This window comes from Sphingobium sp. WCS2017Hpa-17, from assembly GCF_031843765.1.
In the GTDB taxonomy this organism is placed as follows: Bacteria; Pseudomonadota; Alphaproteobacteria; order Sphingomonadales; family Sphingomonadaceae; genus Sphingobium.
Map to the genome: position 1 here is coordinate 219439 of NZ_JAVTIV010000004.1, position 17829 is coordinate 237267.

The following is a 17829-nucleotide window of genomic DNA, read 5'->3' on the forward strand; positions in this document are numbered from 1 at the left end:
CCGCAAAAGGGTCAGATCCCTTGCGCATGATCGACTAGTCATTCCGACCCCCTTCAGGAGACGACAATGTTCAACGGAGCCATCCTCATCGGCGCGAACGAGCGCACCAGCGGCGAGCCTTTCTACGCCATCAACCCGGCCACCGGCGAAAAGGGCGACGTCGCCTTCTCCAGCGCCATGCCAGCCGAAGTCGAGGAAGCCGCCGCGCTGGCCGACGCCGCGTTCGAGAGCTTCTCGACGCTGTCGCCGGACGCCCGCGCGACCTTCCTGGAAACGGTGGCCGACAATATCGTCGCCATCGGCGACCTGCTGATCGAAACCGCCATGGCCGAAACCGGCCTGCCGCGCGCCCGTCTGGAAGGCGAGCGTGGCCGCACCGTGGGCCAGTTGCGCCTGTTCGCCAGCTATGTGCGCCTGGGCGACTGGCTGGACGCCACCATCGACAAGGCGCTACCGGATCGCGCCCCTCTGCCGCGCGCCGACCTGCGCCGCGTCAACCATTCGGTCGGCCCCGTCGCCGTGTTCGGTGCGTCCAATTTCCCGCTCGCCTTCTCGGTCGCGGGCGGTGATACCGCATCGGCCTTCGCCGCCGGTTCGCCCGTCGTCGTCAAGGGCCATAGCGCCCACCCCGGCACCGGTGAACTGGTCGCCCGCGCCATTCAGGCTGCCGCGAAGGCGCTGGGCCTGCATGAAGGCGTCTTCTCCTACCTGCCGGGCGCCAACCGCGCGCTGGGCACCTCGCTGGTCGCCGACCATCGCATCAAGGCCGTCGGCTTCACCGGTTCGCGCGGTGGCGGCACGGCGCTGATGAAGATCGCGGCCGAACGCGCCGAACCGATCCCGGTCTATGCCGAAATGTCGTCGATCAACCCGGTCGTCCTGCTGCCCGGCGCACTGGCGGCCAAGGCCGAAGCGCTCGGCACCGCCTTCGTCGGTTCGCTGACCATGGGTTCGGGCCAGTTCTGCACCAACCCCGGCCTGGTGATCGCTCTGGACGGCCCGGACCTCGACACGTTCGTCGCTGCTGCCGCTACCGCCCTGTCGGGCGCCGCGCCGCAGGTCATGCTGACGCCGGGCATCCACGCCGCCTATGAACAGGGCGTTGCCGCCCTCGTCGGCGCCGATGGCGTCACCACCGTCGCCCGTGGCACCGACCCCGAAGGCGTCAACCGTGGCCAGGCCGCCTTCTTCGCGACCGACAGCGCGACCTTCAAGTCGAACCCGGTCATCGCTGAAGAAGTCTTCGGCTCCTCCTCGGTACTCATCCGCTGCTCCAGCATCGAAGAGGTCATCGCGACCATCGCCGGTCTGGAAGGCCAGCTGACCGCAACGCTGCATATCGGCGAAGGCGATGAAGGCGATGCCGCCAAGCTGCTGCCGACCCTGTCGCGCAAGGTCGGCCGCATCCTGACCAACGGCTGGCCCACTGGCGTCGAAGTGACCCATGCCATGGTCCATGGCGGTCCCTTCCCGTCGACCGCCGATGGCCGTTCGACCTCGGTCGGTACGCTGGCGATGATGCGCTTCCTGCGCCCCGTCTGCTATCAGGACGTGCCCGATGCGCTGCTGCCTGCCGCGCTTCAGGACGCTAACCCCTGGGGCCTGACGCGCCGTAACGAAGGCAAGCTGGACGTCGCAGCATGACGATCAGGGCAGGTCTGGTAGGGCTCGGCAAGATCGCGCGCGATCAGCACCTGCCCGCGATCGAGAAGATCGACGGCATCGAACTGGTCGCCGTCGCCAGCCGCAACGCGCAGGGTGAAGGGGTGAATAATTACCCCGATCTCGGCGCGATGCTGGTGGGCGAACCCGATCTGGATGCCGTCATCCTCTGCCAGCCGCCGCAGGTCCGCTATCATGCGGCCCGGCAGGCGCTGCTGGCAGGCAAGCATGTGTTTCTGGAAAAACCGCCGGGCGCGACCGTGTCCGAAGTAGAGGCGCTGACGGCGCTGGCCAAGGCGCAGGGCGTCACGCTGTACGCCAGCTGGCACAGCCGCTACGCCGCCGCCGTGGCGCAGGCCAAAGCGTGGATCGCGGAACGCAAGGTCGAGCGGATCGATATCCAGTGGCGCGAGGATGTCCGCCACTGGCATCCGGGCCAGCCCTGGATATGGGAAGCGGGCGGATTCGGCGTGTTCGATCCGGGCATCAACGCCCTGTCGATCCTGACCGAAATCGTCGGCGAACCCATCACCGTGCTGTCGGCACAGCTGGAAGTGCCGTCGAACAAGCAGGCGCCCATCGGCGCGACCCTGGCCATGGCGACGGCGTCGGGCGCGGCGATCGACACCGTGTTCGACTGGCGCCAAACCGGTCCGCAGACATGGGACATCGCAGTCGACACCGACAAGGGCAGCCTGCTCCTGTCCGAAGGCGGCAACACGCTGCGTCTGGACGGCGAAGTGCAATTGAAGGCGCCGGACGAGGAATATCCGACCATGTACCGCCGTTTCGTCGGGCTGGTGGCGGACAAGGCGATCGACGCCGACACCGCACCGCTGCGACTGGTGGCGGACGCCTTCCTTTGCGGGCGGCATTGCCCTACGGCAGCGTTCGAGGACTAAAGCATAGGAGCAGGCATTTGGGTAGCGGGCGCAAGATCGGATCGGAGGAAAGCGTGCTGCGCATCCATCAGACGATCGCCCGCGACCTGGGCACCGCCATCCTGACTGGTCGGCACAAGCCGGGCGAATTGTTCGAAGGCGAGATCGAGGCGTCGGAGCGCCTGGGCGTGTCCCGCACCGCCTATCGCGAGGCGGTGCGCATCCTGATCGCCAAGGGGATGCTGGAAAGCCGGCCCAAGGCGGGCACTCGCGTCCTGCCGCGCAGCCGCTGGAATGTGCTGGACCCTGAAATGCTGGCGTGGATGTTCGCGGGTGAGCCAGACGCCGGTTTCATCCGCGATCTGTTCGAACTGCGCGGCGTGATCGAACCGGCGGCCGCCGAATTTGCCGCGCGCCGCCGCACCGACGAGCAACTGGCGACGATGGAAGCGGCGCTGGCGGAAATGGGACGCTTTGGCCTGTCCACGCCCGACGGCCGCGCCGCCGACCAGCGTTTTCATCACGCCGTGCTGGCTGCCACCCATAATGACGCGCTGGAGGCGCTGGCCAGTTCGGTCGGCGCGGCCGTCAGCTGGACCACCACGTTCAAGCATCGCAAGAAGCTGATGCCACGCGATCCCCTGCCCGACCATCGCGCCGTGTTTCAGGCGATCGCCGCCCGCGACACCGCCGCCGCGCGCACCGCGATGGTCGAATTGCTGCGCCTGGCGCTCGCCGACATGGATATCGCAATCAACGAGCCGGGGGGCTGAACAGCCCCTGAGTTCAACCCAAAATAAACTCCACTCCCGCCTTCGCGTGGATGCCGGTGCAGTCGTAGATCGGCAGGACATTGGCCTTCACGTCCACGATCAGCTCCAGTTCGGTGCAGGCCAGCACCACCGCCTGCACATCTTCCTTCGCGATGTCGGTCAGTTCCGACTTCATGTAGCGTTCGGATTCCTTGCTGATCTTGCCCACCGTCAGTTCGTCATAGACGATCTTGTCGATCCGTTCGGCCAGTTCCATGTCGGCCGGCAGCAGCGACACGCCATGCGCGACGAGGCGCTGGCGGTAGAATTTCTCGGTCATCACGTTGCGCGTACCGATCAACGCAGCCTTCTCGATCCCGTCGGCCTGCATCCGGTCGCCCACCACTTCGGCGATGTGGATGATGGGAATGCCGACCTCCGCCTGCACCTTGTCATAGACGCGGTGCATGGAATTGGCGCAGATGAGCAGGCTTTCCGCGCCCGCCTGCTCCAGCCGGCGGGCCGACGCGATCAGCCTGGCGGCGGCGGCGTCCCAGTCCGCCTCGCTCTGGCATCCCGCGACGGAGGCGAAGTCCAGGCTGTCGATCAGCAGCGGCGCGCTATGCTGGCCGCCAAGCGCGCGATGCACCGCCTGGTTGATGATTGCATAATAGCGGGCGGTGGAAGTCCAGCTGAGGCCGCCGATCAGGCCGAGTGTGTGCAATGCGTGTCTCCGCTGCGCAGGAAAGGGATCAGATAGCCAAGCGTTAGGGGAAGCACGCCCCGCTGGGCAAGGCTCTTTACGCAGCCCGTCCCAAGGCCCGCGCGCGCCACCCCAGACGCAGCCCGGCCACGCCCGCCATGCCGCCGACCAATAGCAGCGCGCTGTTACCCAGCGCCAGCCCCAGCGCCGCCGCCGACCAGCCCGCGCCGCTGCCGACCAGCGCCAGGCCCGACTGCGTCCGCCGGACCAGCATCATCAGCGCGCCAATCGCCACCAGCCCGCCGATCGCAACGCCAGCCATCAACAGCGCGCCATGGGCGGGCATGACATGGCCCTGCCCATCCACCAGCGCGAAGGCGAAGGGATTGAGGAACAGGGCCACACAAGTCGCCATCCCCGCCAGCCCCAACAGGCCATAGGCCACCATCACCAGCCAGGGCAGCCGATGTGCCCCGCACCGCCGCGCCAGCGTCAGGCCGATACTGCCGCCGATCGCCAAAGCGCTTGCGATTTCGGGCAGGTTGACGACATCGTGGCTGTAGAGCGCGGCGCCCACCGCCAACATGCCGCCCGCCAGCGCAAGCCGGTTGCCGGCGCGATGCCCGCGCAGCCACAGCGCACACAACAGCAGCGCGGCGGCCGCAAACCACATGCCCGCCACCAGCGGCGAAGGATCCACCCCGTCGATCCGTGCGCCCAGCCATGACGGGTCGAAGGCGGCACTCATGCGTCACCCTCGCTGCCTTCATCATCTACCGGCGGCCAGCGCCGTTCCGGCACGCCGACCAGCAGCACGGCCGCCACGCTGGCGATGAGGACGGCAAACAAGGCAAGATAGCGGGCGCTGGCGCTCCCGGCTTCAGCGGCGGCGATCACGGCACCGACCAGCATGATCGCGGGCAATGCGCCGACACCCGCGCGCCAGAGCGGGCGATCCGGGTCGGCATCAGGCCGGGCGGCGATGAAGCCGCCCGCAACGGCCAGCAGGAACAGGGGCAACAGGCTGGCGCCGTTCATGCCCCCTCCATCCGGTAATGAAAGGCTGGAACGATCAGCTGGCGATCAGCAGGACGACCAGCGCAGCGAGAGCGACGGAAACGATCGTACCCCATTTCACGAAACCGATGAAGCTGTCATAAGTCTGGTTCGCGGCCTTCATATTGCCTTCCGACGCCATATCCTGTCCCCTTGTCGCGATGATTGTGCCCATCTCTTATCGTCTGGGGCCCATGGCCTCAACCCGCAGCGCTCAAGAAAATTCCGTGCGGTTAAGCCTGCCTTTACCCCCTGCGCTTACCATCATGTCCAGCTTTGCACATGAGGGGTTTGATGACGCGCGACGGCGTACCGATGCTGATGCTGATCGACGACGAACCGGCCCAACGGCGGCTGGTATCGGCGCTGGGCGCGCGCGCAGGATGGCGCACCATCTTCGCCGCCGACGGCGAGACCGCCATCGCCACGCTGGGCACGCAGGACGGGATGCAACTGGACGCGGTCATCCTGGACCAATGGAGTCCGGACTATGAACCGTCCGGCCTGATCCGCGAGATTCGCGCCCGCCGCCCGGCATTGCCGATCCTGATCCTGACCGCGCATAACAATGTCGCCGTCGCCGTGGAGGCGATGCGCGCCGGCGCCACCGATTATCTGTCCAAACCGATCGCACCCGAACGGCTGCTCGCGGCGCTCAATGCGACGCTGGCCGAAGGTGCAGCGGCAGGCGAGTTGCGCCCGCTGACCGAAAAGATCACCGCCCCGCTCTCCTTCGAGGATGTGGTCGGTTCCGCCCCGCAATTCCGCGCGGCGCTGGCCATCGCGGCCAAGGCGGCGCGCGCCCGCGTCCCCGTGCTGATCGAGGGCGAAAGCGGCGTCGGCAAGGATGTGATCGCACGCGCCATCCATGCCGCTTCGCCCCGCCACAAACAGGCGATGGTCACGGTCAATTGCGGCGCCATTCCCGCCAATCTGGTCGAATCGGAACTGTTCGGCCATGAGCGCGGCGCCTTCACCGGCGCGTTCGACCGCCATGTCGGCCGGTTCGCCAGCGCGGACATGGGCACCATCTTTCTGGACGAAGTCAGCGAAATGCCGCTGGACGCGCAGGTCAAGCTGCTGCGCGTATTGCAGGATGGCGAGGTCCAGCCGATCGGCGCCCGCCGCCCGTCCCATGTCGACGTCCGCGTCATCGCCGCGACCAACAAGCGGCTGATCGAGGAGGTCGAGGCCGGCCGTTTCCGCGAGGATCTCTATTATCGCCTCAATGTCGTCCAATTGACCGTGCCGCCGCTGCGCGAGCGGATGGGCGACATCCCGGCCTTGTCGCGCCACCTGCTCGCCCGCATCGCCACCCAGCCGGGGCTGCGCGGCCTGGGCGTCACCGACGATGCGCTGGCGCTGCTGATGCAGCATGGCTGGCCGGGCAATGTCCGCCAGTTGCAGAACGCCCTCTTCCGCGCCGCCGTATTGTGCGAGGGCGACGCGCTGACGCCGCAGGATTTCCCGCAGATCGCCGCGCATATTCAGGCGGGCAGCGCCAGCGTCCTGCCGATGCGCCCGCGCGCCGCCGGTCAACCGCATCGCGACGGCGCGGGCATCACCCTGTTCGAGGGGGATGGCCATGTCCGCCAGCTGGCAGAGATAGAGGCCGACGTCATTCGCCTCGCCATCGGTCATTATCGCGGCCGCATGACGGAGGTCGCCCGGCGGCTGGGCATCGGCCGGTCCACCCTTTACCGCAAGCTCGCCGAACTGGGCATCGACAGCGCTGCGTGAACCGGTCAACGCCATCGACTTGCTTGCGGCGTTGAAATATCTGCGCGGCTATGCTTTGGATCGGGCCATGAAACATCCAGCCCTCGCCGCCCTGATCCCCCTCGTGCTGCTCGCCGGTTGCGGCCGGACCGAAAAGGTCGCCGACATGCCGAGCCAGGAGGAACTGGCCAACGCCGCCAATGCCGCCGCGGCCAATGCGATCGCCAATGCGCAGGCGGACGAGGTCGAGAACCGCAATTATGTGAACCAGACGCGCGGCTTTTCCGTCACCTTCCCCGAAGGCTGGACCATCGACAAGGACGCCAGCAACGCCGACGGCGCGGTCTATCAGGATCCGGGTGCCGGCGCGGACGTCCGCGTCTTCTGGCAGAAGAATGACAATGACCAGACGCTCCAGCAGATCGTCGAAGCGGTCAGCAGCGGGGCCGAAGGGGTCGATGGCGACTTCATCGGCGAGAATGAATATCGCGGCACCGCCAATGACGGCGAAGGCAATAATGTGGCGCTGCGCCTGCTCAAGCAGGCAGACGGATCGATCGTGACCGCCACCTTCGTCTATCCCGAAATGCTGAGCGAACAATATCAGGGCGTCGCCGAACAGACGCTGGCCAGCCTGCGCGCCTTTGCGCCCAAGGCTGAGGCGGAAGCGGCCGCAGCAGCGCCCGCCACCAATGCCGCCACACCGGCCGCGAAGAAGCCCGCCAACTGACGCTGACGATCCGCTGCTTCACCCCCGCCGACCAGCCGGGAGTGCTGGACCTGATCCTGACGATCCAGCGCGACGAATATGGCATCGCCATCACCGCGCAGGACCAACCGGACCTGAGCGATATTCCGGCCTTTTATCAGAGTGGCACCGGCGACTTCTGGGTTGCGCAGGACGATGGTCGACTGGTCGGCACGATCGCGCTCAGGGATATCGGTGCGGGTCAGGCGGCGCTGCGCAAGATGTTCGTCGTCGCCAGCCATCGCGGACGATCAGCCGGCGTGGCGCAGGCGTTGCTGGACACGCTGATGACGGAGGCGCGGGACCGGGGCGTCGCGCAGATCTGGCTGGGCACCACCGATCGCTTTCTGGCCGCGCATCGCTTCTACGAGAAGAATGGTTTTGGGTTGGTGCAACCCGAAGCGCTGCCCGACCGCTTTCCCAGAATGGCCGTTGACAGCCGTTTTTATGGACTGCGGATCGGTTGACCGGTGTAGCGAGAGTAGGAAGCGCGGCGCTTAACTTCGCACATTTCCCGCTGGTTTCGACATTACGTAACAAGAGTGGGATATTTTGTTACGTGGGTGAGATGCGGCGATAGAGCGAGACGGACCGTAGCAGTCCAGGCCGGCGTAGGACAGCTTTGGGTGGATGGCGGACGTTTCTTACCCCTCTCCCTTGAGGGAGAGGGGTGCGTAGACTTGGCAGCTTGCTGCCTAGTCGAAGCTGGGTGAGGGGGGACAACCTCACGCTAATACGCCAGTCTTGCGCCAGCCCCCACCCCTCATCCAACTTCGCCTAACCGCTACGCGGTAAGGCTTCGTATCCTTCTCCCTCCGGGGGAGAAGGAAGGTCCGCCTATGCTCGAAACCAGCCAGCCCTCAAACCGCGCTCAGTCCCGCATCCGCCAAGCCGCGCCACAGGTGCAGCGCCTGCACGCTTTCCTTGACGTCATGCACGCGCACCATCTGCGCGCCGAGCTGCGCCGCGCGGAAGGCGAGCGCGACGGAGCCGCCCAGACGTTCCGCCGCCGGCGCCTCGTTCGACAGGGCGCCGATCAACCGCTTGCGGCTGCCCGCAAAGAGCAAGGGCACGCCCAGCGCCTGAAAGGTGGCGAGGCCATTCACCAGCGCCAGATTGTCCGCCAGGCTCTTACCGAAACCAAGGCCCGGATCGACCATGATGTTCGAGCGCGCGATGCCCGCCGCCTGCGCCGCCGCGATTCGCGCCTCCAGATGATCGAACACATCGGCCACGACGTCACCATAGCCGGCGGGATTGTCATGCGGATCGTCGCCTGCCGACGGCGCGTGCATCAGGATGACCGGGCAGCCGGCCTTGGCCACCACCTCCAGGCTGCGCGGATCATGCACCAAGGCGCTGACGTCGTTGATGATCCTTGCGCCGGCGGCCAGCGCCGCCTCCATCACGGCGGCCTTGCGGGTATCGACCGACACCGGCACGCCCGCCGCCGCTAAATGCTCGATCACAGGCACGATCCGGGCGATCTCGTCGCCTTCCCAGACCTTCGCCGCCTTGGGCCGGGTCGATTCCCCGCCGACGTCGATCAGCGCGGCCCCTGCCGCCGCCATGGCGAAGCCCACATCGGCGGCGGCCTGCGAATCGCTCACATGCTTGCCGCCGTCGGAAAAGCTGTCGGGCGTGATGTTGAGGATCGCCATCACCTGCGGCGCGTCGAAGCGGATCGTCCGATCACCCAGCACCAACGGCGTGCGTTGCGCCGAGATATTCACCGCCAGTTGCTGCGCCCGCTGCGCCAGCGATTCGGGCAGCGTGGCGAGGGTCGCCTCGAAATCCGTCACCGGCACCGTCACCCGCGCGATCCGGCGCGCGCCGTCGAAGGCGCTGAGTTCATAGCCCTGGAACCACATCAGCCCATTGCCCATCCGCGCCACGCTGCCATCGGGCTGACCGATCGGTGTCGGCACGAACCATGTGGGCTTGAGGTAGAGGCGGGCGTGAGGGGGAAGTGTCATCTATACTCCCGTTCGCCCTGAGCGAAGTCGAAGGGCGACACCGAACGACGTGAGGTGCCTTCGCTCCGCTCAGGCATGGGCTTCGACTTCGCTCAGCCCGAACGGAATTGCAAGGTCGGGGTTAAGGCTCGTTCGCCAGCAAATAGGTCTGGCGCAGCGTGTCGATCGCGGCCAGCTTGCCGTCCACCTCGACATGCCAGAAGGTCCAGCCGTTGCAGCTTGGCGCGCCCTGAAGCGTGGCGCCCATCTTGTGGATGGAGCCGCTGTCCGTGCCGACGCTGAGCGAGCCGTCCGCGCGGACCTCCGCCTGCCAGCGACGCTTGCTGTCCATCAATACCGTGCCGGGGTTGAGATAGCCGGTTTCGACCAGCGTGCCGAAGGCGACCTTGGGCTGCTGGCGCGCCGTCTGCATGATGGTGAGCGCGCTTTCGTCCAGCGGCAGCGCCGCTTCGATCCGTTCCAGCGCGACCTCGATATAGTCGGGTTCACGCTCGATGCCGATCCATTTGCGGCCGAGGCGCTTGGCGACCGCGCCGGTGGTGCCGGTGCCGAAGAAGGGATCGAGCACGACGTCGCCGGGCTTGGTGCAGGCGAGCATCACGCGATAGAGCAGCGCTTCAGGCTTCTGCGTCGGATGCGCCTTGGTCCCGTTGCGCTTCAGCCGCTCCTGCCCGCCGCAGATCGGCAGCACCCAGTCGGAGCGCATCTGCAACTCGTCATTGAGCGTCTTCATCGCCTTGTAGTTGAACGTATATTTAGCATCTTCGCCCTGGCTGGCCCAAATCAGGGTTTCGTGGGCATTAGTGAAGCGCGTGCCCTTGAAATTGGGCATGGGGTTGGACTTGCGCCAGATGATGTCGTTCAGGATCCAGAAGCCTTCGTCCTGGAGCGCGGTGCCGACGCGGAAGATATTGTGATAGCTGCCAATCACCCAGATCGAGCCGTTGGGCTTGAGGATACGGCGCGCTTCGCGCAGCCATGCCTTTGTGAAGCGGTCATAGCTGCCCAGCGTGTCGAACTTGTCCCAGTCATTGTCGACCGCGTCCACGCGGCCACCTTCGGGACGGAACAGGTCGCCGCCCAGTTGGAGGTTGTAGGGCGGATCGGCAAAGATCATGTCGATGCAGGCGTCGGGCAGGCTGGCCATTTGCGCGATGCAATCGCCGCGCAGCAGACGGTTCGCCTCGATCTCTACGGGCACAATCGCCTTCTTCCGCCGCGGCGCTGCGACGCGCTCCATAACACCCATATTCGTGGCCCCCATATCGTCTTGAGGCCCAGCACTGAGTCCTCGGGAGTCCGCCGTCAAGATCAGCAGCTTAGGCACCGGGCTTCAGAAAATAGTTAACGGCGATGAGAACGAAGCGGGCACCCACAAGATATTGAGTCGACCGAGTCGCCGTAGACTCTACATGAGGCGGTGTTGCGCAAAAGACTCTCCGCCGCCGCCCGCCTGACTTTTTTTGGTTAACGCCGAAAACAGGCGAGTCGTCGCGTAAAACTGGACATATTAATAACCATATGATTATGGATTAACGATGATAAGTGAATCACGAAACGCCGATCGCGACGCCGCCACCGATGCCCTGTTCAAGGCCCTGTCCGACGGCACGCGCCGTGCCCTGCTGGAGACGCTGGTGCGGGAGGGGGAACAGAATGTGCAGGCATTGACCCAGGTTTCGGGCGTATCCCAGCCGATGGTGTCCCGCCACCTTGCCAAGCTCAAACGTGCCGGCCTTGTGACCGCGCGCCGGGCCGGCCGTGAAACCTGGTATGCGGCGCGGGTAAAGGGGCTTGGCCCGGTGATCCAGTGGATGGCGATCCATGGGGCGCTGTGGTCGCAGCGCTTTTCGGCGCTGGAGGGGTTGGCAGGCTAACCCTCATGGCAAACCCTCCCAATTAGAAACGCAATCCAACATCCGTTCGGAGCCGGGGGATAGCGGGAAATCCCCCATAATGGCCTCTTCTAACGGCAGTAACCCTCCTGCCCCTTCACCACGATCAGGCAGTCAGTCTTGCCGGCCAGATATTTGAAGCCGGTTTCGTCGCCATTACCCGGCCGGATCGCCAGATCCTTGCCATCGCGCACGAAGCGGATCGTTGTCCCTTCCGCAACACCCGGATAATCGCCCTGCCGGTCCAGATTATCCTTGTTGGTCAGAGCATAATGGCCGGGCTTTCCGTCGGGCGAAGGCTGGATGTCCAGGAACAGCCCTTCCGGCCCGGTCCATTTGCCGACCCAGTCGTCGGTCGGCAGGCGCGCGTCGGCACCTTGGTTGCCGGCCTGATTATCGATCGGGGCCGCGTCGCTCTCGTCGAACGTCTCGACCGACGCGACATTGGTGGCGTTGTTGGCCACCGCTTCATTGTCGGCACTTTTGGCGCAACCGGCCAGCAGCACCGGCAGCAACAACAGCGGGGAAAGGGCGCGCATCATCCGTCAGTCTCCTTCTTGTCCCGATCACAACCATCGGATGTCCCGATATGATCCCAGGGACATGGCATCCGACATAGACGCTCTCTTGCCAGCCGCCCCGTCCGCGCGCAAAGACGCATTGGGGGAATGACAATGAATGACAAAGTTGGAGAGCGTACCGGCGCGACCAGACCACGGGCGCGATTCGTGCGCGAAGCAGCCGACGTACGGCGTCAGGCACTGATCGAGGCAACCGCGCGCTGCCTCGCCGAAAAGGGCGTCGGCGGCACGTCGGTCCGTGCCATCTGTGCGCGGGCGGGCGTCTCATCCGGCCTGCTGACCCATTATTTCGACGGCGTCGATGCGCTGATCCTGGCGACCTATGCCGATGTGGGCACCCGCGTATCCGCCGCGCTGGACGCCGCGATCGACGCGGCAGGCGACGATCCGCGCGACCGGCTGCGCGCCTGCCTTCAGGCCAATTTTCGTGAACCGATCCTTGATCCCGACCTGCTCGCCACCTGGATCGCCTTCTGGAGCCTCGTCAAGTCCGATCCGGCGATCGCCGCAGTCCATGCCGACGTCTATGGCGGCACCCGCGCGCAACTGGAGGCGCTGTTGCAGGCGGCCGCCCCTGCCCTGTCCTCTTCGCAGACACGGATAGCGGCAATCAGCCTGAGCGCGCTGGTGGATGGCCTGTGGCTGGAGCTTTGCCTCGATAGATCGACTTTCTCACCGGAAGAGGCGCAGGCGATGGTAGAGGATGCGATGGGGAAGTTATTGCAGATTTAAGGCGATAGCGTCGATCAGTGGCGAAGGCTCTGATCGCTTTTCTCACTTAGCACATCCGAGAAAAGCAATTTCCCCCGAATCGACCTCGTCCCTACATGGGTCTTCGCAAACGCAATATTCTTCATCAGGAAAAGGAAGCCCATGGCTCTCATCAACACCCCCCTGAAGCCCTTCTCGGCCACCGCCTATAAGGAAGGCAAGTTCGTCGACATCACCGACGCAGACGTGAAGGGCAAGTGGGCCGTCTTCTTCTTCTACCCGGCCGACTTCACCTTCGTGTGCCCGACCGAGCTGGAAGACCTGGCCGACATCTACCCGACCCTGCAGGGCATGGGCGTGGAAGTCTATTCGGTATCGACCGACACGCATTTCAGCCACAAGGCCTGGCACGACACGTCGCCGGCGATCGGCAAGATCAACTATTTCATGGTCGGTGACCAGAACCACGCGCTGGCCAACCAGTTCGACGTTCTGCGCGAAGGCGTCGGCCTGGCCGACCGCGGCACTTTCGTGCTCGATCCCGAAGGCGTGATCCAGCTGGTTGAAATCACCCCTGAGGGCGTGGGTCGCAACGCGGCCGAACTGCTTCGCAAGGTGAAGGCGCTCCAGTACTGGACCAGCCATCCGGGCGAAGTCTGCCCCGCCAAGTGGGAAGAAGGCGAAGCCACGCTGGCCCCGTCGCTCGACCTGGTCGGCAAGATCTAATCCAAGACCTGTAAAGGCACCTGCCGGACCGGGTCGAGCATCACGCTCCCCGGCCCGGCGGGGTTTTTATCAAGATATTCATCGCTATCTTTCTTGCCGGACCTTCGGGTCGCACCATTCCGGCAACCGGATAGTCGCGTGCCCCGCAGCGGCGCGCCAACCCATGGAGTAGCACAAGATGTTGGACGCAAATCTCAAGGGCCAGTTGAAGGCCTATATGGCGAACATCACGCAGCCCATCGAGCTGGTGGCGTCACTGGACGATGGCGCGAAGTCGCGCGAAATGAACGAGTTGCTGGGCGAAATCGCGGAACTGTCCGACAAGGTTTCGGTCGTGAGCGGTAACGACAAGCGCAAGCCCAGCTTCATGATCCGCCGCGTGGGCACTGATATTGGCGTCACCTTCGCGGGTCTGCCGATGGGGCATGAATTCACCTCGCTGGTGCTGGCGCTGTTGCAGGTTGGCGGTCATCCGTCGAAGGCCGCGCAGGATCTGATCCAGCAGGTGAAGGACCTTGACGGCGATTTCGCGTTCGAAACCTATTTCTCGCTGTCCTGCCAGAACTGCCCCGACGTGGTGCAGGCGCTCAATCTGATGAGCGTGCTCAATCCCCGGATCAGCCATGTCGCCATCGACGGCGGCCTGTTCAAGGACGAGGTGGATGCGCGCAAGGTGATGGCGGTGCCGACCATCTTCCTGAACGGCGAACCCTTCGGGCAGGGCCGGATGGAACTGGAACAGATCGTCGCCAAGATCGACAGCGGCGCGGAAGCCAAGGCGGCCGAGAAGATCCGCAAGCAAGACCCGTTCGAAGTGCTGGTGATCGGCGGTGGCCCCGCCGGCGCGGCATCGGCCATCTATGCGGCGCGCAAGGGCATCCGTACCGGTGTCGCGGCCGAACGCTTCGGCGGTCAGGTGCTGGACACGATGGATATCGAGAATTTCATCTCGGTATCGCGCACCGAAGGGCCGAAGCTGGCCTCCGCGCTGGAAGCCCACGTCAAGGATTATGACGTCGAGATCATGAACCTGCAAAAGGCGGCGAAGCTGATGCCGGCCAAGACCGAAGGCGGCTATCATGAAGTCGTGCTGGAAAATGGCGCGTCGCTGAAAGGCCGCACCCTCATCCTGTCGACCGGTGCCCGCTGGAGGCAGATGGGTGTGCCGGGCGAGGACGAATATCGCAACAAGGGTGTGGCATACTGCCCGCATTGCGACGGTCCGCTGTTCAAGGGCAAGCGCGTGGCGGTGATCGGCGGCGGCAATAGCGGCGTCGAAGCGGCCATCGACCTGGCCGGCATCGTCGCCCATGTTACGCTGATCGAATATGACAGCCAGTTGCGCGCCGACGCGGTGTTGCAGCGCAAGCTCGCCAGCCTGCCGAACGTGAAGATCATCACATCGGCCCTGACGACCAAAGTGGACGGCAATGGCGAGCGGGTGACGGGCCTGTCCTACAAGGACCGCAACCATGGCACGGAACATGACGTCGAACTGGAAGGCATCTTCGTCCAGATCGGCCTCGTCCCCAACACCGAATGGCTGCAAGACGCGATCGCCTTGTCGCCGCGTGGCGAGATCGAGATCGACGCGCGTGGCGAAACCAGCCAGCCGGGCATCTTTGCGGCGGGCGACTGCACAACCGTGCCCTATAAGCAGATCGTGATCGCCATGGGGGCGGGATCGACGGCGGCCTTGTCGGCCTTCGATTATCTGATCCGCCTGCCGGCTAGCGAGGAAGCGGAGCAGGCAGCGTGACCAAACACCCCTGAGCGGGGATTTACGAAGAAGGCCGATCCGGCGACGGATCGGCCTTTTTGCCGATGCGCGGCGCGGTTTCCGGCAAGCGCAGCAACACCGGCAGCACGCACAGCGCCACCAGCGCGATCATGGCGCCGGGGGCGGCGGCCCAGCCGCTGCCTTCCACCAGATGATGCGCCAGCCATGGAGTAAGTCCACCGAACAGCGCCGTCGCGCTGGTCGCACCGAAGGCAAGGCCGCTGAGCCGCCCCTCACCTGGAAACTGTTCCGCGGTCGCCACTGCGCCGACCGCGCTGACCGCACCGCCAAGGCAGGCCAGCAAGACCGCTCCGGAAAGCGCCAGTGCGAAACCGCCCTGCATCATCAGGAACAGCAGCATCGGCAGGGCGACGCCCGCAATCGCCAGTCCGACCAGCACCGGCCTGCGCCCGATCCGGTCGGTCAGCAGGCCCGTCAGCGGCGTCACCAATATGACGGCCAGCGCCGCCAGCGTGGACAGCCACAGCGCGTCAGCCTCCCCGGTCGTGCCCATGGCGGACAGGAAGGCCGGCACATAGGTGATGCCGACATAATAGGTGATCGACCCCAGCGCAGAAATCGCAAAACCCCGACCGATGGCGGCCTTGTGATGCGTCAGGCTGTGGCGGAGTGGCGATCGGGGCGTGGTCGCCTGCGCCTGTTGCCGCAGGAAATCGGGGGATTCCTCCATGGTCGATCGAGCCAGCAATATGATCCCGGCCAGCGCCGCGCCCACCAGAAAGGGGATGCGCCATCCCCATGCCGCCAACGCACCCTCATCCAGCGACGCTACAGTCAGCGCAGACACACCCGCCGCCAGCAGCGCACCCACTTCGCTCGCCGCCGACGCCAGCGATGTGACGAGCCCGCGCCGCTCCGCCCGTGCGCCCTCCAGCAGATAGGCGACCACGCCGGTATATTCGCCGCCCACGGAGAAGGCAATCAGGCAGCGCAGGCCGATCATCATCCACCCCGCCGCCGGGCCGACCTGCGCATGGGTGGGCAGCAGCGCGGTCGCCAGCATCGCCGCGGTCATCATCCCCATCGACAGGATCATGGTCGGCCGCCGCCCATAGCGATCGCCGATATGGCCAAAGACGACCGCGCCGATCGGTCGCATCAGATAGGCGACAGCAAAGCCCGCCAGCGCATCCCCCAGCCCGACCGCCCCGCCGCCGAAAAAGACCCGCGACAAGACGGTCGCGAAATAGAGATAGAGGGTGAAGTCATACCATTCGACGATGGTGGAAAGCGCCGCGACCGCGAGGGAGCGATGGGGCAGCGGTTGGGCGGACGTAGGGTGGACCTGCATGGATGCTCCTTCGCCTCGTCGCCGCACGCCCCTTTGTGCGCCGATGTTGGTCGCGTTGAAAGGGGGCTGCGACGAGCCGGAAGATTGGCATCACGATATCATGCTGAGACAATGGAAATGGCGAAGATGGGTGGTTTCCAGAATGGCGGCTTTATAGTCAGGCCGTCGTCAATTCAGACGTTTGGCGTGCTTAAAGTAATGAGCTAAGCCATATACATGGCGCGAATCCAGCAAACGTTCCTTAATGAAAAGCCGTGGCCCATCTACGTTTCTGTAGAGCCATGGCCGCGTTGTTTTGAACTGCTGCCAAGTGAGAAGCTAACATTGGCGTGGGATGCTCCCGAAACTGGCGACGCTGCACAAATTGAATTGATCAGCGAAAAGGAGATCATCGTGTGGCCAGAGGGCGACATCGACGCCATAGAATATTCCATCAATGGCGTGCCTGCTAAGGATCGTAGTTGGGATTTCAAATATCCAATTGTCCTGCCGCCCAAACCTCCCGGCCTGTGGTCTGCTTTTAAAGGTATTTTTCGCTCGTCCTAATGGCCGCTTCTTGTCGACTACCGCCGCACCATCCCGAAAATGCCGGGGTCGATCTCCAGCATCGGCACTTCGTCCTGTCCGGCATCGACGGGCATCGGCGGCAGGGTGACGCCGCCCCTCCCCCGCGCCGGGCCAAACGTTACCACCGTGCTGCCCGGATCGCTCAGCACCAGCGCGTCATATTTCAACGCCGCGCTCAATCGCGCCTGCGTTACTTCCACCAGTGTGCCGATCTTCGTCAGCGCAAACAGGTCGCGGGCGAAGGCATAGGGCAGGCGGATGCAGCCGTGGCTGGCGGGATAACCCGGATTATGCCCGGCGTGCAGTGCGATCCCGTCCCAGGTCAGCCGCTGCATATAGGGCATGGGCGCATTGCTGTAGAGGTTGGAGCGGTGCCATTGCCGCTTTTGCAGGATCGGATAGTCGCCGGTCGGGGTACGGTGCCCCTTCATGCCGGTCGACACGCTGGCCAGCCCGATCAGTTGGTCGCCGCTATAGACATGGATCATCTGCCTTTCGATGCTGATGACCATGTAGATGGGGCCATCCCACGGTCCCTGCCCCAGCCAGCGATAGCCGCCCGGCGCCAGCACGCCCTCCTCCGCCGCGCGTGCCGGGTCGGCGGGACTGGTCGCCAGCAGCGACAGGCTCAGCAGAGTTGCGAGGGCAAGGGGACGCAGCAGGGACCGGGGCCGGGAAGAAGGCATAATGCTTTCTTAACCATGATCTTCGCCAGCGCCAGCCCAGCGTCGCCCTGCCCCACCCCGCCGGTCCCATCATG

The 17829-nt window shown here is 64.9% G+C and carries 20 protein-coding genes; 11 read left to right on the top strand and 9 right to left on the bottom strand.

Going from position 1 to position 17829, the window contains the following annotated elements; genetic code table 11:
- Positions 1-66 precede the first annotated feature (66 nt).
- The 3 genes from RQH62_RS09740 to RQH62_RS09750 are packed head-to-tail and all read left to right on the top strand — an operon-like array spanning position 67 to position 3316.
- A complete protein-coding gene (locus RQH62_RS09740; RefSeq protein WP_311268558.1) occupies positions 67-1644 on the top strand; it encodes an aldehyde dehydrogenase (NADP(+)) in 1578 nt (525 codons plus the stop codon).
- Positions 1641-2564, top strand: a complete 924-nt coding sequence (locus tag RQH62_RS09745; protein ID WP_311268559.1) for a Gfo/Idh/MocA family oxidoreductase — start codon at positions 1641-1643, stop codon at positions 2562-2564. Before RQH62_RS09740 ends, RQH62_RS09745 begins: the two co-directional genes overlap by 4 nt.
- 17 nt (positions 2565-2581) lie before the next feature.
- Complete coding sequence (locus RQH62_RS09750; protein ID WP_311268560.1) at positions 2582-3316, top strand: FCD domain-containing protein; 735 nt, start codon at positions 2582-2584, stop codon at positions 3314-3316.
- A 13-nt stretch (positions 3317-3329) separates the two neighbouring features.
- On the opposite strand, the gene RQH62_RS09755 is transcribed toward RQH62_RS09750, so the two are convergent.
- The 4 genes from RQH62_RS09755 to RQH62_RS09770 all read right to left on the bottom strand — a co-directional run bounded on the left by RQH62_RS09755 (position 3330) and on the right by RQH62_RS09770 (position 5196).
- Complete coding sequence (locus RQH62_RS09755) at positions 3330-4019, bottom strand: amino acid racemase (RefSeq protein ID WP_311268561.1); 690 nt, start codon at positions 4017-4019, stop codon at positions 3330-3332.
- A gap of 76 nt (positions 4020-4095) precedes the next feature.
- Positions 4096-4746 (bottom strand): hypothetical protein, encoded by a 651-nt coding sequence (locus RQH62_RS09760; RefSeq protein ID WP_311268562.1) that lies wholly within the window; start codon positions 4744-4746, stop codon positions 4096-4098.
- Entirely contained in the window at positions 4743-5036 is a 294-nt protein-coding gene (locus RQH62_RS09765; RefSeq protein ID WP_311268563.1) for a hypothetical protein, read from the bottom strand. Before RQH62_RS09765 ends, RQH62_RS09760 begins: the two co-directional genes overlap by 4 nt.
- Before the next feature lie 34 nt (positions 5037-5070).
- Positions 5071-5196, bottom strand: coding sequence for an aa3-type cytochrome c oxidase subunit IV (locus tag RQH62_RS09770; protein ID WP_311268564.1), 126 nt, complete (start codon positions 5194-5196; stop codon positions 5071-5073).
- Positions 5197-5348: 152 nt separating this feature from the next.
- On the opposite strand from RQH62_RS09770, the gene RQH62_RS09775 reads away from it, so the two are divergent.
- The 3 genes from RQH62_RS09775 (at position 5349) to RQH62_RS09785 (ending at position 7988) form a co-directional block, all read left to right on the top strand.
- Positions 5349-6794 (top strand): sigma-54 dependent transcriptional regulator, encoded by a 1446-nt coding sequence (locus RQH62_RS09775; protein WP_311268599.1) that lies wholly within the window; start codon positions 5349-5351, stop codon positions 6792-6794.
- A gap of 67 nt (positions 6795-6861) precedes the next feature.
- Positions 6862-7503 carry a hypothetical protein gene (locus RQH62_RS09780; protein ID WP_311268565.1) on the top strand — a complete coding sequence of 214 codons (642 nt, stop codon included), beginning with the start codon at positions 6862-6864 and terminating at the stop codon, positions 7501-7503.
- A 41-nt stretch (positions 7504-7544) separates the two neighbouring features.
- Positions 7545-7988 carry a GNAT family N-acetyltransferase gene (locus RQH62_RS09785; RefSeq protein ID WP_311268566.1) on the top strand — a complete coding sequence of 148 codons (444 nt, stop codon included), beginning with the start codon at positions 7545-7547 and terminating at the stop codon, positions 7986-7988.
- A gap of 393 nt (positions 7989-8381) precedes the next feature.
- Here RQH62_RS09785 and folP read toward each other — a convergent pair whose 3' ends face one another.
- Positions 8382-9497 (bottom strand): dihydropteroate synthase, encoded by a 1116-nt coding sequence (gene folP / locus RQH62_RS09790; protein ID WP_311268567.1) that lies wholly within the window; start codon positions 9495-9497, stop codon positions 8382-8384.
- A gap of 121 nt (positions 9498-9618) precedes the next feature.
- Entirely contained in the window at positions 9619-10746 is a 1128-nt protein-coding gene (locus tag RQH62_RS09795) for a site-specific DNA-methyltransferase (protein WP_311268568.1), read from the bottom strand.
- Positions 10747-11035: 289 nt separating this feature from the next.
- On the opposite strand from RQH62_RS09795, the gene RQH62_RS09800 reads away from it, so the two are divergent.
- Positions 11036-11374 (top strand): metalloregulator ArsR/SmtB family transcription factor, encoded by a 339-nt coding sequence (locus RQH62_RS09800; protein ID WP_311268569.1) that lies wholly within the window; start codon positions 11036-11038, stop codon positions 11372-11374.
- A gap of 89 nt (positions 11375-11463) precedes the next feature.
- Here the strand turns inward: RQH62_RS09800 and RQH62_RS09805 are convergent, their stop codons facing one another.
- Positions 11464-11931 (bottom strand): hypothetical protein, encoded by a 468-nt coding sequence (locus RQH62_RS09805; RefSeq protein WP_405053535.1) that lies wholly within the window; start codon positions 11929-11931, stop codon positions 11464-11466.
- A gap of 135 nt (positions 11932-12066) precedes the next feature.
- Between RQH62_RS09805 and betI the strand changes: the two genes are divergently transcribed.
- The 3 genes from betI to ahpF all read left to right on the top strand — a co-directional run bounded on the left by betI (position 12067) and on the right by ahpF (position 15169).
- Entirely contained in the window at positions 12067-12705 is a 639-nt protein-coding gene (gene betI, locus RQH62_RS09810) for a transcriptional regulator BetI (protein WP_311268571.1), read from the top strand.
- 141 nt (positions 12706-12846) lie between these two features.
- The gene (gene ahpC / locus RQH62_RS09815) at positions 12847-13410 is read left to right on the top strand and encodes an alkyl hydroperoxide reductase subunit C (RefSeq protein ID WP_120250708.1); all 564 of its coding nucleotides are present in this window, start codon (positions 12847-12849) and stop codon (positions 13408-13410) included.
- A 178-nt stretch (positions 13411-13588) separates the two neighbouring features.
- Positions 13589-15169 carry an alkyl hydroperoxide reductase subunit F gene (ahpF, locus tag RQH62_RS09820; RefSeq protein ID WP_311268572.1) on the top strand — a complete coding sequence of 527 codons (1581 nt, stop codon included), beginning with the start codon at positions 13589-13591 and terminating at the stop codon, positions 15167-15169.
- 22 nt (positions 15170-15191) lie between these two features.
- On the opposite strand, the gene RQH62_RS09825 is transcribed toward ahpF, so the two are convergent.
- A complete protein-coding gene (locus RQH62_RS09825) occupies positions 15192-16502 on the bottom strand; it encodes an MFS transporter (protein ID WP_311268573.1) in 1311 nt (436 codons plus the stop codon).
- Positions 16503-16718: 216 nt separating this feature from the next.
- Between RQH62_RS09825 and RQH62_RS09830 the strand changes: the two genes are divergently transcribed.
- The gene (locus RQH62_RS09830; protein ID WP_311268574.1) at positions 16719-17048 is read left to right on the top strand and encodes a hypothetical protein; all 330 of its coding nucleotides are present in this window, start codon (positions 16719-16721) and stop codon (positions 17046-17048) included.
- A gap of 17 nt (positions 17049-17065) precedes the next feature.
- Here RQH62_RS09830 and RQH62_RS09835 read toward each other — a convergent pair whose 3' ends face one another.
- Entirely contained in the window at positions 17066-17755 is a 690-nt protein-coding gene (locus RQH62_RS09835) for a L,D-transpeptidase family protein (protein ID WP_311268575.1), read from the bottom strand.
- Between the last annotated feature and the right edge of the window lie 74 nt (positions 17756-17829).

Coding starts and splice junctions, on each gene's coding strand:
- RQH62_RS09740 (WP_311268558.1), top strand. CDS start 67: ATGTTCAACGGAGCCATCCTCATCGGCGCGAACGAGCGCACCAGCGGC.
- RQH62_RS09745 (WP_311268559.1), top strand. CDS start 1,641: ATGACGATCAGGGCAGGTCTGGTAGGGCTCGGCAAGATCGCGCGCGAT.
- RQH62_RS09760 (WP_311268562.1), bottom strand. CDS start 4,746: ATGAGTGCCGCCTTCGACCCGTCATGGCTGGGCGCACGGATCGACGGG.
- RQH62_RS09765 (WP_311268563.1), bottom strand. CDS start 5,036: ATGAACGGCGCCAGCCTGTTGCCCCTGTTCCTGCTGGCCGTTGCGGGC.
- RQH62_RS09770 (WP_311268564.1), bottom strand. CDS start 5,196: ATGGCGTCGGAAGGCAATATGAAGGCCGCGAACCAGACTTATGACAGC.
- RQH62_RS09775 (WP_311268599.1), top strand. CDS start 5,349: ATGACGCGCGACGGCGTACCGATGCTGATGCTGATCGACGACGAACCG.
- RQH62_RS09780 (WP_311268565.1), top strand. CDS start 6,862: ATGAAACATCCAGCCCTCGCCGCCCTGATCCCCCTCGTGCTGCTCGCC.
- folP (WP_311268567.1), bottom strand. CDS start 9,497: ATGACACTTCCCCCTCACGCCCGCCTCTACCTCAAGCCCACATGGTTC.
- RQH62_RS09795 (WP_311268568.1), bottom strand. CDS start 10,746: ATGGGTGTTATGGAGCGCGTCGCAGCGCCGCGGCGGAAGAAGGCGATT.
- RQH62_RS09800 (WP_311268569.1), top strand. CDS start 11,036: ATGATAAGTGAATCACGAAACGCCGATCGCGACGCCGCCACCGATGCC.
- RQH62_RS09805 (WP_405053535.1), bottom strand. CDS start 11,931: ATGCGCGCCCTTTCCCCGCTGTTGTTGCTGCCGGTGCTGCTGGCCGGT.
- betI (WP_311268571.1), top strand. CDS start 12,067: ATGAATGACAAAGTTGGAGAGCGTACCGGCGCGACCAGACCACGGGCG.
- ahpC (WP_120250708.1), top strand. CDS start 12,847: ATGGCTCTCATCAACACCCCCCTGAAGCCCTTCTCGGCCACCGCCTAT.
- ahpF (WP_311268572.1), top strand. CDS start 13,589: ATGTTGGACGCAAATCTCAAGGGCCAGTTGAAGGCCTATATGGCGAAC.
- RQH62_RS09825 (WP_311268573.1), bottom strand. CDS start 16,502: ATGCAGGTCCACCCTACGTCCGCCCAACCGCTGCCCCATCGCTCCCTC.
- RQH62_RS09830 (WP_311268574.1), top strand. CDS start 16,719: ATGGCGCGAATCCAGCAAACGTTCCTTAATGAAAAGCCGTGGCCCATC.
- RQH62_RS09835 (WP_311268575.1), bottom strand. CDS start 17,755: ATGCCTTCTTCCCGGCCCCGGTCCCTGCTGCGTCCCCTTGCCCTCGCA.